General features: G+C 39.2%; 10 protein-coding genes. 9 read left to right on the forward strand and 1 reads right to left on the reverse strand.

Annotation, left to right across the window (positions count from 1 at the left end):
- The first annotated feature begins 1,093 nt into the window (after window positions 1-1,093).
- The 5 genes from metA to ACGF63_RS12660 all read left to right on the forward strand — a co-directional run bounded on the left by metA (window position 1,094) and on the right by ACGF63_RS12660 (window position 8,106).
- Complete coding sequence (metA, locus tag ACGF63_RS12640) at window positions 1,094-2,023, forward strand: homoserine O-succinyltransferase (protein ID WP_152963997.1); 930 nt, start codon at window positions 1,094-1,096, stop codon at window positions 2,021-2,023.
- A 285-nt stretch (window positions 2,024-2,308) separates the two neighbouring features.
- Window positions 2,309-3,907, forward strand: a complete 1,599-nt coding sequence (aceB, locus tag ACGF63_RS12645) for a malate synthase A (protein WP_152963996.1) — start codon at window positions 2,309-2,311, stop codon at window positions 3,905-3,907.
- A 63-nt stretch (window positions 3,908-3,970) separates the two neighbouring features.
- On the forward strand, window positions 3,971-5,278 hold the full coding sequence (aceA, locus tag ACGF63_RS12650) for an isocitrate lyase (protein ID WP_152963995.1): 1,308 nt from the start codon (window positions 3,971-3,973) through the stop codon (window positions 5,276-5,278).
- A 62-nt stretch (window positions 5,279-5,340) separates the two neighbouring features.
- A complete protein-coding gene (aceK, locus tag ACGF63_RS12655) occupies window positions 5,341-7,113 on the forward strand; it encodes a bifunctional isocitrate dehydrogenase kinase/phosphatase (RefSeq protein ID WP_387631214.1) in 1,773 nt (590 codons plus the stop codon).
- Between the two features lie 429 nt (window positions 7,114-7,542).
- The gene (locus tag ACGF63_RS12660) at window positions 7,543-8,106 is read left to right on the forward strand and encodes a hypothetical protein (protein ID WP_387631217.1); all 564 of its coding nucleotides are present in this window, start codon (window positions 7,543-7,545) and stop codon (window positions 8,104-8,106) included.
- A 265-nt stretch (window positions 8,107-8,371) separates the two neighbouring features.
- On the opposite strand, the gene iclR is transcribed toward ACGF63_RS12660, so the two are convergent.
- Entirely contained in the window at window positions 8,372-9,202 is an 831-nt protein-coding gene (iclR, locus tag ACGF63_RS12665; RefSeq protein ID WP_036846800.1) for a glyoxylate bypass operon transcriptional repressor IclR, read from the reverse strand.
- A 914-nt stretch (window positions 9,203-10,116) separates the two neighbouring features.
- Here iclR and ACGF63_RS12670 point away from each other — a divergent pair.
- The 4 genes from ACGF63_RS12670 to ACGF63_RS12685 are packed head-to-tail and all read left to right on the forward strand — an operon-like array spanning window position 10,117 to window position 13,359.
- Entirely contained in the window at window positions 10,117-10,941 is an 825-nt protein-coding gene (locus tag ACGF63_RS12670) for an alpha/beta fold hydrolase (RefSeq protein WP_036846797.1), read from the forward strand.
- Window positions 10,934-11,317 (forward strand): membrane protein, encoded by a 384-nt coding sequence (locus ACGF63_RS12675; RefSeq protein WP_036846794.1) that lies wholly within the window; start codon window positions 10,934-10,936, stop codon window positions 11,315-11,317. The genes ACGF63_RS12670 and ACGF63_RS12675 overlap by 8 nt, the downstream gene beginning before the upstream one ends.
- Before the next feature lie 48 nt (window positions 11,318-11,365).
- Window positions 11,366-12,262, forward strand: coding sequence for a hypothetical protein (locus tag ACGF63_RS12680; protein ID WP_152963992.1), 897 nt, complete (start codon window positions 11,366-11,368; stop codon window positions 12,260-12,262).
- A gap of 50 nt (window positions 12,263-12,312) precedes the next feature.
- Window positions 12,313-13,359 carry an acyl-CoA/acyl-ACP dehydrogenase gene (locus ACGF63_RS12685; protein WP_036846789.1) on the forward strand — a complete coding sequence of 349 codons (1,047 nt, stop codon included), beginning with the start codon at window positions 12,313-12,315 and terminating at the stop codon, window positions 13,357-13,359.
- Window positions 13,360-13,377 lie beyond the last annotated feature (18 nt).

The following is a 13,377-nucleotide window of genomic DNA, read 5'->3' on the forward strand; positions in this document are numbered from 1 at the left end:
TTCAGGGGATGATTTTATTGATTGGTTGATCTGCTTCGTCCGATGTTCATTTCCTTTAAGAAACCAGAGCGAGATCTTACATTTTTAGAATGGATATTTTGTTTAAAAATAAATCACATTTAATTAAAAAAACAGACTGAATGGTTATCAAAGACTATTGATAAAGCTGTATTGAGTGGGATAAATTATATTAATATCTATTTATTGGTTGTTTTTTTCGTAAAATGGAATCCCGCCCCGTCCATAAGGTTTACTAGAAATTCTGAGTAGGTTTTATAGGTCATTATCCTTTATTTTGTCTTAATAAATCAGCAATTAAATAGCTTGATGATATAAAATACTTCTTCCTGTTTTTTCGTATAATCACTTCTTTTTCAGGGCTTAAATCCTGCCAAATTAACCGTTTTATCCCTTTTTTATTGCGTCATTTTTAGAGTTTTCCTCATAAAATAGCTGGCGAGAAAGCGTGTGAACACCCATCTGTTCGGGAAATATTCTTTTGCGTATTTCTTTTCAACTTTCTATTTATGGTTAATGATTTTCGAGTAAATACAATTAACTATCCTTCTGAAAAGTTGCATTTATTGATTTAAATCTGCTCTGGATATAAAAGCTTTAATGCTTCTATATTCGCGCTTTTAAATTGTTAGGTCAATGTAAAATAAGTTAAGTATAGAATCGCTGATAAATGAATTAAACAGGCTTTTTAAGCTGATAGAAAGAAAATTCGTCACGATATTCTAAGTTCAGCTCGTTATGGTGGGAATCTTTTCATATATTCATAAAGCTATCTTATCGAGTTAGTTATTGCCAGATTATAATTAGTTCGAATATCTGTTTTAGAGGAAGCTACATGTATTTCAGTGCTGGAGGTAAATCTGATAGTTTAACAATAAGAATAATTTATTAATTAATCTTGTTTGTTTAAAATATTAAAAACTTATTAACTATTAACATGTTGGATATCGTAGTATGAACAAAATGAAATAATTTCAGCTTACTTGTAAATCCTCGACATTCAGCTAATACTTAGTTAGATTTAGCTATCTAGAAGTCTAAACATATAAATGGATAAAAAAATCGAGGTTATAGCATGCCAATTTGTATACCGGATGAATTACCTGCTGTGAATTTCTTACGAGACGAAAATGTGTTCGTGATGACATCTACCCGTGCAAATATTCAAAATATACGTCCGCTAAAGGTATTGCTGCTTAACCTGATGCCAAAGAAGATTGAGACAGAAAATCAATTTTTACGATTGCTATCCAACACACCTTTACAGGTAGATATTCAGTTACTCAGAGTAGATAACCGGAAGTGTAGAAATACACCTATTGAGCATTTGAATAACTTTTATTGTGATTTCGAGCAGATAAAACACCAAAATTTTGATGGTTTAATTGTCACTGGTGCTCCATTGGGGTTAGTTGAATTTGGAGATGTAGCATATTGGGGACAGATCGAAAGAATAATTAGTTGGGCAAAGGAGCATGTAACTTCTACTCTATTTATCTGTTGGGCAGTACAAGCGGCTTTGAATCTTTTGTATGGTTTGCCGAAGTTTACCAGAGAAGTAAAATTATCAGGTGTTTATTATCATACCACTCTGGATCCTCTGGCACTATTGACCCGAGGGTTTGATGAATCTTTTTTTGCTCCTCATTCCCGCTATGCGGACTTTCCTGATCAGGTTATTCGTGAACATACCGATCTTGATATTCTTTCCAGCTCTGAAGATGCAGGTGTGTATTTACTGGCGAGCAAAGATAAACGTATGGTGTTTGTAACGGGTCATCCTGAATATGATGCCGGGACACTGGCTGGTGAATATTTACGTGATTTAGCGGCAGGTCTGGATCCAAAGATCCCAATAAATTATTTCCCAGATGATAATCCAGAAAGAAAACCATTGGCATCGTGGCGCAGTCACGGGCATTTATTATTTTCCAACTGGCTGAATTACTATGTGTACCAGATTACGCCATATGATCTTACTTACATGAATCCAACACTGGACTAATATCTTCATAAATGGCTGAATCTCAGCCATTCCATTCCCCAGATTTTTTTCTAATCTTCTGTCAACACCGCACTTTTTGTAGTTTATCTTACATAACAAAAACTTAACAAAATGATCGTATGATTTATGGAATCAATTTCTCTAATTATAGGTGAGTAATTTGTCGTTTAATTCATTGTTTTTTCTTGAATAAAAATAAATTTATTTAAAAATGGAAATCGTTTTTGATTTATTTTAAATATCGATTACTCTTATTCAAGTGTGCTTTAAAATGAGGATAAGTGAATGACGCAGCAAACTTTAGCGACTGAATTATCGTTTATTAAGCGATTTGGCGCGGCAGAGCAGGAGATTTTGACGCCTGAAGCGGTAGATTTTCTGGCAAATCTGGTTGTTCAGTTTACTGATAGACGGAAAAAACTATTAGCGGCTCGGGATATTTGGCAGAAGAAAATTGATGGCGGTGAATTGCCTGATTTTATTTCGGAAACCAGTTCCATTAGAGAGGGTGAGTGGAGAATTCAAAGCATTCCAACTGATCTCCGTGATCGCAGAGTAGAAATCACTGGACCAGTAGAACGGAAAATGGTTATCAACGCTTTGAATGCAAATGTAAAAGTTTTCATGGCTGATTTCGAAGATTCCTTAGCACCGGCTTGGGATAAGGTTATTGAGGGACAAATCAATTTACGTGATGCTGTTAATGGCACAATTTCTTACGTTAATGAGCAGGGGAAGCAGTACCAGTTACGATCAGATCCTGCTGTTTTGATCGCACGGGTAAGGGGGCTTCATTTACCGGAAAAACATGTTCTCTATCAGGATGAACCCATTGCCGGCGGATTGTTTGATTTCGCGCTCTATTTTTACCACAACTATAAGCAATTACTGGCAAAAGGGAGTGGCCCTTATTTCTATTTACCTAAAATTCAGTCTTACCACGAAGCGCTTTGGTGGAGTGATGTGTTCAGTTTTGCAGAAGATCGCTTTGATTTGCCGAGAGGTACAATCAAAGCAACAGTATTGATTGAAACTCTGCCCGCTGTATTTCAGATGGATGAGATTCTTTACCATCTTCGTCACCATATCGTTGGTCTTAACTGTGGTCGCTGGGATTACATTTTCAGCTATATCAAGACACTGAAAAATCATGGTGATCGGGTTTTGCCTGATCGTCAATCTGTCACAATGGATCAACCTTTCCTGAGTGCTTATTCCCGTTTACTGATTAAAACCTGTCATAAACGTGGAGCATTTGCGATGGGGGGGATGGCCGCTTTTATTCCAAGTAAAGATTCTGAACACAACAAATGGGTGTTAGATAAAGTTCGGGCGGATAAAGAGTTGGAAGCGCGTAATGGTCATGATGGTACATGGGTTGCTCATCCAGGTCTTGCCGATACGGTAATGGAGATTTTCGATAAGGCATTGGGAGAACGGCAAAACCAGTTAGCTATTTCCCGCGCAGAAGATGCACCTATTACGGCTGCGCAATTGCTGGAACCTTGTCCTGGAGAGCGTACTGAAGAAGGGATGCGCGCCAATATCCGCGTGGCAGTTCAGTACATTGAAGCCTGGATTTCAGGAAATGGGTGTGTGCCTATCTATGGCTTGATGGAAGATGCTGCGACAGCAGAAATTTCCCGGACATCCATTTGGCAATGGATTCATCATGAAAAATCATTATCCAACGGTAAAAAAGTAACAAAAAGCTTGTTCAGACAAATGCTGGAAGAGGAAATGGAGGTCATTAAGCAAGAAGTTGGAGAAGCACGTTTCAGCCAAGGGCGATTTAACGATGCGGCCAAGTTGATGGAGCGCATTACCACTCAGGATGAGCTGATAGATTTCCTGACACTGCCGGGATATCAATTGCTCGACTAAGCAACGAATAATAATAAACCACCATTATCCGATTAATTTAATAAAAGATAGGAAGTAGAAGTCATGACAATCTCCAGAACTCAACAAATCGCTCAACTGGAACAGGAATGGAAAAGCGCTCGCTGGAATGGAATTATCCGCCCGTACAGTGCGGAAGATGTGGTCAAATTGCGTGGCTCGGTTAATCCCGAACATACATTGGCACAGCTTGGTGCCAAAAAACTGTGGGAACTGCTGCATGGTAAAGCAAAGAAGGGTTATGTGAACTCATTGGGTGCATTAACCGGCGGACAGGCATTACAGCAGGCAAAAGCGGGTATTGAAGCGATTTATCTTTCTGGCTGGCAGGTTGCGGCTGATGCTAACACTGCATCCAGTATGTATCCTGATCAATCCCTCTATCCGGTAGATTCGGTTCCGGCGGTAGTAAAACGTATTAACAACAGTTTTCGCCGTGCAGATCAGATTCAGTGGGCAAATGGTATTGGTACTGATAGCTCGGACTATACCGATTATTTTCTGCCAATTGTGGCAGATGCGGAAGCAGGATTTGGTGGTGTTCTGAATGCTTTTGAACTAATGAAAGCCATGATTGAGGCTGGCGCTGCGGCTGTTCACTTTGAAGATCAACTTGCTGCGGTGAAAAAATGTGGTCATATGGGCGGTAAAGTTCTGGTTCCGACACAAGAGGCTATTCAAAAATTGGTTGCTGCGCGTCTGGCAGCGGATGTTTCTGGTGTGCCGACACTGCTCATTGCCCGTACAGATGCCGATGCAGCTGATCTGCTGACTTCTGATTGTGACACTTATGATAGTGAGTTTATTACTGGCGAACGGACTTATGAAGGATTTTTCCGTACCAGAGCAGGTATCGATCAGGCGATTAGTCGTGGTTTGGCTTATGCACCATATGCTGATGTGGTTTGGTGTGAGACATCAACACCGGATATCGAAATGGCCCGCAGTTTTGCCGAGGCGATTCACGCCAAATATCCCGGTAAATTATTGGCTTACAACTGCTCTCCATCGTTCAATTGGAAAAAGAATTTGGATGATAAGACCATTGCGCGTTTCCAGGCTGAATTGTCAGCAATGGGTTATAAATTCCAATTTATTACTCTGGCGGGTATCCACAGTATGTGGTTCAACATGTTCGACCTGGCACACGCTTATGCTCAGGGCGAAGGTATGAAACATTATGTGGAGAAGGTACAGGAAAGAGAGTTTTCATCCATTGAGCGTGGTTATACCTTCTCTTCTCATCAGCAGGAAGTGGGTACAGGCTATTTCGATAAAGTGACCACGATTATTCAGGGTGGGACATCATCTGTCACTGCATTGACGGGTTCTACGGAAGAGCAGCAGTTCTGATTGTTGTGTTTCTTATTCTATTCAGCCTGCTTATTGCAGGCTGAATATATTGAGGAGTTGCGATGGGGATAGATTCAGCACATCTGATAGCACAAACGATTTTACAAGGATTCGATGCACAGTATGGTCGCTTTTTGGAGGTGACTTCAGGTGCACAGCAACGCTTCGAACAGGCTGACTGGCGCGCCGTTCAGCAAGCGATGAAAAAGCGTATCAATCTTTATGATCATCATGTTGGGTTGGTTGTTGAGCAGCTTAAATGTATACATGGTGTTTTCGGATATGATGAAGAGTACATTGCCGAAGTGAAGGTGGTTTATACCAGTTTATTACCAGATTATCCCCGGTTTGAAATTGCCGAAAGTTTTTTTAATTCTGTTTATTGCCGTCTGTTTGAGCATCGTAACCTGACACCGGATAAGTTATTTATTTTTACCTCCCAGCCTGCCCGCAGATTCCGGGATATTCCCCGGCCGTTATCCCGTGACTTTTTCCCTGATGGCAATCTTGCCTCAATGTTACGGACAATGCTCAATGATCTGCCGCTTCGTTTACATTGGGAAGATCTGGAGAGGGATATTCGTTACATCACGGATTATCTGCAACGAACATTTCCAGCCGGAGAATTATTACAGGCGAATTTTCAGATAGCGAATGAACTGTTTTATCGCAACAAAGCCGCCTGGCTAGTGGGTAAAATCCGCATTGAAAATCAGGTTTATCCTTTCTTATTGCCGATCCATCATAACGAATCTGGTGGGATTTTTATTGATACCTGTCTGACCGATCAGGCTGATGCCAGCATTGTATTCGGTTTCGCCCGCTCTTATTTTATGGTTTATGCGCTTTTGCCTGCGGCTTTGGTGGAGTGGTTGAGAGAAATTCTGCCGGCCAAATCAACTTCTGAGCTTTATATGGCAATTGGCTGTCAGAAGCATGGTAAGACAGAATATTACCGGGAATATCTGGCATTTATTACCTTCTCCAAAGAGCAATTTATGATTGCTCCCGGTGTTAAAGGTATGGTGATGTTGGTGTTTACTTCCCCTTCACTTGATAGAGTATTCAAGGTTATTAAAGATAAATTTGCGCCACAGAAAGAGGTGACTCAGGAGCGGGTGCAGGAGTGTTACCGTCTGGTCAAAGAGCATGACCGTGTGGGGAGAATGGCTGACACACAGGAATTCGAAAATTTTGTTATTGATAAGGCCCGTATCAGTCCTGAATTGATGGCAGAGTTGCAGAAAGAAATACCGGAAAAACTGGAAGATCTGGGGGATAAGATCCTTATCAAGCATCTGTATATGGAACGCCGAATGACCCCGTTGAATATCTATATGGAACAAGTGGATGAACAGAAACTGAAAGATGCGATTGAAGAATACGGTAATGCGATTAAACAACTTGCTGCGGCGGATATTTTCCCCGGAGATATGTTGTTCAAAAACTTTGGTGTGACACGGCATGGGCGTGTGGTGTTCTACGACTATGATGAAATCTGTTATATGACGGAAGTTAACTTCCGCGATATACCGCCGCCGCGTTATCCAGAAGACGAGCTTGCCAGTGAACCTTGGTACAGCGTAGCGCCAAATGATGTTTTTCCTGAGGAATTCCGGCATTTTCTTTGTGCTGACAGTCGTATTCGCCGTTATTTTGAAGAGATGCATAGTGATTTGTTCAAAGCAGATTATTGGCGAGCGCTACAAGAACGGATTAAAGGTGGTCATGTGGAAGATGTGTTTGCATATCGCCGTAAACAGCGGTTTAGCCAGCGAATTGAGAGTAATGATGCAGAAACCCGTTATGCTGTTGCCTCCAAAGATTCAGTGTGATGTTTACTCATGGCAGTTGCTATTGGCAACTGCTGTTTTCATCCGCTATTAGCCGAATCTGTGGCTCATCAGTAGTTAATATTATTATCTTCATTAAATTGTTTCCTTAAGTTAAATATAAATTAACTCCGATTTATTTTTCTTATTACGGATATGAATGTTCCTAAAAATAATAAATCTGAAGTTTAATATAAAATATATTTTTTATTAAGAAAGCATAATCATAATGTAAATTGAAACCATATATTTGGTGATTGCTTTAAGAAATAAAAATGGAATTGTTTATTTTTTGGTGTTCTATAATTTCATTGAGTTCAGAAAACATATTTTTGTCACAGCTAATGACTAAAAAATAATGAATATTTTTGAATTTTAATTAAAATCATTAAAATTTTATATAATTGAATGAAATCATTTAAGGAGTTAATAATGGCTAGTGTAATTTTATACGGTGATAAAATTCATATCAAAAATAACTATAATAATGGAAATGGTGGCTATCTGGATACTAATGGTCATGCAAATGTGTCGGGAGCAAAATATAACGTACTTACGGCTTCTTCACCGACACGTGGTTCGGGTACAGGTACATGGCAAATCTTGTCTGCGAGCGGAAAGAATATAGGGACAGAGGTTTATAGTGGTGATACGGTGTTTCTTGTGAACCTTTACCAAAATAATGGAGGATATCTTGGCACTAATGGTTACGCACCATCGCCTGAGCTCTATAATGTTTACACGGCCGATAAAACAGCACGTCCGGTTGAGACCCTGACATGGTACATTTTTTCAGATACAACCAATGGATATGATGGTAAAGTTCGTGAAGGCGATATTATCCGTTTTCTGAATAGTTATAATAGTGTACGCGGGGGATTTCTCGATACTTGTTTCAATGCTACTGCTCCTGGTGCAGTATATAATGTATATACTTCACGTCTTTCTAATCGAGGCAACGGAACAGGCACTTGGAATCTATCAAAAGTGATTTAATAAGGATGGCACTCATCGATTAGTGCTTTATTAACTAATCCTTCTATATCTGTAAGGGTCTGGAAATATAATTGTCTTCGGACCCTTTATCTCATTTGTCACTGATATTACTTCTAAACTGGTTAAATAATTTCGTTATTATTCTGTTATATTACCGATAATATTTTCAGGAATATTATAAAGTAAGTTGAATTTATTGGGCTGAAAAGACAGGGCATGAAAAAATCAATGCCCTGAGAAGGATATGATAATTTAATAAAAAGAATTAACGAATTCCACCATATTCTTTACTGATCTCTTTTGCTGCACGGATAACTGAGGCACCAAGTTCAGTGACGCGATCATCGGTGATCCGAGATACAGGTCCGGAAATGGAAATAGCAGCGAAGGCTTGGTGATGCTCATCATAAATACAGGCGGCAATACAGCGCAGACCTAAAGCATGCTCTTCATCATCGAACGAATACCCTTGTTTACGCGCTTGTTCCAGATTTTCTTTTAAACTTGAAGGGGTTGTCTTGGTATGTTGCGTATAAGCATGAAGCCCTTTCTTATGCAGTAATTGAACCAGTTGGTTATCTGATAGTGTTGAAAGGAATGCTTTTCCCGCCCCGGAAGCATGCATAGGCAATTTGCCACCAATAGGTGCGGACATTCTCATCAGGGCATTACACTGCACTTGATCGACAATAACCGCCTCATATTCACTGTGATCAAGAATAGCCAGATTGACGGTTTCACCGGAATCTTCCATCAGGCGGCGAAGGATAGGGTGAATAAGTGCCAATAGATTGCGGCTCTGCAAGAAACTGCTGCCGACAATAAACGTGTGTGAACCGATAACCCACAACCCTAAATCGCCAACCTGACGAACAAAACCGTGTTGTTGTAAGGTGGTCAGAAGGCGGTGAGTGGTGGAGTTGGGTAATCCGGCTTGTTGTGCTAAATCAGTCAGTGCGATACCTCCGGGTGACTCGGAAATAGATTCCAAAAGATTAAGACCGCGACTTAATGACTGTACCTGCCCGTTAGCAGCAGCATTATTCGTCGTAATCTTAGTCCTTTTTGTTTTTTTACTGGTAACGGCAGTGCTCATTGAAATGCCCTCTGAATCATAAGATGGAATTCATTTTCATTTCTCATTATGGACGATAAACCTGAAAAATACTCATCCGATGTGTGGAGAATGTTATCTGTCACTCCTTACGTACTATGTGTAGATCTGATTTCTGTGCGCTGTCTGTGTTCACTATTTATTTACAATAACGGCCTGCAACAATAACGCCGAATAAGATAGTTTCTAGTCCCATAAAATTGATGGTTATCATTAAAGCCAGTCAAAAAATAAGATATCAGAATGACTGGTTAATTTGATGAATTAAATAGTAGATAAATAATAATTTATAATCTTTAATAATGTTATTGTGTAAGTGTTATTAAGAGATAATGTAAGGAATTAATAGTTTGTTTTGGTGAAAGTATTAAATTGATTTGGTAAAGATAAAATAATGAAATAATTTCAGAATATATTGTTTAATTTTTACATGAATAAAGTTAATTTGCTTTTATGTATTTCCACAATTAAAGTCATCTATCTCCATTATTAATCGATTGTTTTTATATATAACCATATTGTTCTGTGGAAGTTGTTATATATATATTTAATATATTCAGGATTGATATTGTTACTGATTGATAATTAATCTTGTTCATATATTAATGATATGATTCACATTTGCAATTAAATCATGTGTGAAGTGTAAAATAATTCTTCCAGCAAATAATTCGGAAAATAATATATGTTTCTTGATTTATCGATAGCCTGTAACTAATAAAGTATAAGGGGCTTTTTATTGGTTAATAATAAATTTAAAAACCACCAATAGCCCGAAAAGGTAAATATAGATAACTGATTGATATTTATCGCCTTTAAAACACGAATTTTTTTGGCTGCTTTCTCGCCGATGTCAGTCACCGGAGTGTGATGTAGTTAATGGGGGCATTGTAGATATGAAAAATAATAATTTTAAAGTGGCTGGCAATTTTCTCTGTAATTATAAGGTTTATCAGGGAGATAATAATGGCAGGGTGATTGTATTGTTACCGGCTATTGGTGTGGAAATCAGGAAATATGAAACTCTGATACAACAACTGGTAAAAGAGGGTTTTCAGGTTGTGACTGCTGATATGCCAGGTTATGGAGACAACCAACCCAAACCCAGCAGGGAAAATGATTATAACTATTCCGATCTGCTGCGGGATTATCTTCCCACAATGTTGGACAAGGCTATTCAATTAAATAGTAAGGAAATTCCTATTGTATTTGGTCACAGCCTTGGAGGGCATATTGCGACGCTTTTTGCCTGCTCAACTGACCGGCCTTTTTCTCTGTTTTGTGTGGCAACCGGGAGCGTGTGGTATAAGAATTGGCAGGGAATGGGGCGGATACAGATGATAAAGGCTGCTGTTATTTTTAACATTCTGACTGCGTTATATGGTTATCTCCCTGGAAAAAAGATTGGTTTTGGTATAAGAGAAGCTAAGGGGTTGATGCGTGATTGGTCCTGGACTGTCTGGACAGGGAATTATGACCATATCAGTGCTTATAAAGGTAAAAGGAATAAGAATTTATCCAAAGCGGTTTATATTTGTTTCAAAGAAGATAATTGGGCACCGTTAAAATCTACCCAATCATTAGCAAGTCTTATACCTCACGCAAAAGTGAGTGAAATAACCCTGGCTCTTAAAGGGAATCCTCATAGTGTTTGGATTAAACAGCCAGAAGGCATTATTGCAATCATGAAGAGAGAAATGATGGAGAATAGAAATGATTAATACATTGAAAATTCTGCGTTGGGAATTTCTGGGGTTGTTTTTCATCAGTTTATTTCTGACCTGGCAGCTTGAGAGTTATATCAATTGGTGGCAATTTATTGTGTTATTTTTTCTGATTGATATTATCGGCTATTATCCAGGACGGATTTGGAGTTTGCTGAATAAGAAAGAGGTTCCACCACCTGTTTTTTATACTGTTTATAATGCTTGCCATAATTTATTCACGCTTAGTATGATTACTTTGCTCTGGCTCTGGTTATTTCAGGATAATTACAGTGTTATTGCGTTATTTGTCCACATTTGCCTGGATCGGGGTGTGCTGGGAAATTTCCCTAAATTATCTATTAATGTATTTAAGCAGCCAACTGTTCATTAAAATGAAACATTATAGAGAGATAACTCCATTTAAATAGGAATTTATATCATGAGCTTAATTAAACAGGCATCGGAAATAGAAATGCAAGCAAAGGATTGGGGATTGGATGAATGGTTTACTGAACAGGTAGAGGTTGAACAAAGACAAAAAAACCATTATGCCAATGATCTTAAACTAACCTATTTGCCCGGTGATTTACGGGAATCTCTGATTAGGGAGCTCTCTTTTAAATCGATTTCAGAATATGAAGCGACTAAGGCATTGTTGTTGCTTGCAGATAAAGCACCTGACAATATCAACTTTGATTATATGTTGACCCAGATATTTGATGAAGGCAGACATGCCAAATTATTCAGGGAACACCTGGTGAGAATAGGTTTCGCGGATATCGGCAATGTAGCCGGAAAAATGGAAGGCCTCTTATTGGGAAAAATGACCAATATGCTGGAGACATTGAGAACTTATTTTGACAAGTGGGTGGTATTGGAAAATAACTACATCGCCGGTGTGCTGATCATTACTGTTGTTCTGGAAGGTGTGTTGGCGCCAACTTCAGAACTCAGTGAGATCAAATGGCGTCCTTTTGATATTACCGCCGCCGAGACTCAGGCCAGAGCTAATGCTGATGAATTAAGGCATCTGACCGTGTGTGCAAACATTGTCAAAATGGCGCTCGAAAAGGATAGCTCGTTAAAGCAACCGGCTCTTGAGTGTATAGAAGAAGGATTGGCGTTATGGAATCAGGTATCTGTTGATGACCTGTTTGTGGAGCGCGAAATGTTCTATCAACGGGGTATGCAGAGCAATTTGCGCTTTATTGAAGGCTATGAGTTGGCACCCGGGATGCTGTTGTCCGATTCTACTGTGGAATCTCGCCTTGAGCTATCTCATTCTCTGGTGGAGCAGATGCAACAGTCCCGTCTTGAGTACATGGGCTTAGTGTAGATATCAGGCTTATTCAGTGAGTTGTTTGAATAAGCAAAGGAGAGTTGAAAATGACAGATATTGTTGAAGAGCTCAGGAAAAATAGCGGGAAATATCAGCATTTGACTCCTGATAGGTTGAAGAGATTGTTGCTGGATTCTGGGGCCGCTTCACAATGCTTACGCTTGGTGGCTCAATCCAGCATCGAGGGGCTTCATCAGGTGGGTAAGACTGTACGTGAAGTCTCTTCATGGCTTCCCTCTGTCGGTATTGCCTTAACTATGCATAATCATATTGTACTGGCTTGCAGTAAGTTTCCCGATATATTCGAAGATAACAACACATTATTGGATGAAGTGATGGCTTCAAAAGCGCTGGTTGCTTCTGCTTTTGCAGAGGGGCTGCCTGGAGCGAATATTTTTATGCCGTCACTTAAAATGCATTCTAAAGGAGGAAAACTATTGGTTAATGGTTCGAAGAAACCCTGTTCTCTGTCTTCGATTGCTGATTATTACGTATTATCGGTATGCGACACAGATAATGACAATGAAATGAGAGTCGTGTTGGTTTCTAAATCGGCGCAGAGTATTAAGGTTATTCCTTTCTGGCGACTGGGGATTTTTACTGAAAGTGATAATCAAGAAGTAAAATTTTTGGATACTGAAATTTCCTCAGAACGTCTTTCTCATTATAAGGGGCTTGAGCAGCAAGCAATTCTTTCCTACGGTTTATCACTGTTTAATTATTTTGCCGCTAATACTTACTCTGGCGTTTTGGATGGTCTTGCTCGTTTTATTCCTGAGAAAGTGGCAGAACAGCAGTCCATTAAATACACCCTGACCCAAGCTGATTATAAGATTAGTGTTATTCTCGATCAGATGCTGATGATAGCTTTTTATGCTAGTCAGGATGAAAATGCCGTCTATAAGATCCTCGCGTTACGTTATACCTTGGAAAAGATCCTTGAAGAGACCGCCAATTTCATATTCCGATGTTGTGGTGGGATTAAGGTGATGACAACACCAGAAATTATGAGTTTCTATTCCGCTGTACAGTTATTTAAATTTCATCCTGTAGGAGAATTCCAGATGATTAACCAAATAATGCAGCCAGCTTAATGATTTTTTAGATCACCT

The sequence above is a fragment of the Photorhabdus sp. RM322S genome, assembly GCF_042879395.1.
Lineage (GTDB): Bacteria > Pseudomonadota > Gammaproteobacteria > Enterobacterales > Enterobacteriaceae > Photorhabdus > Photorhabdus khanii.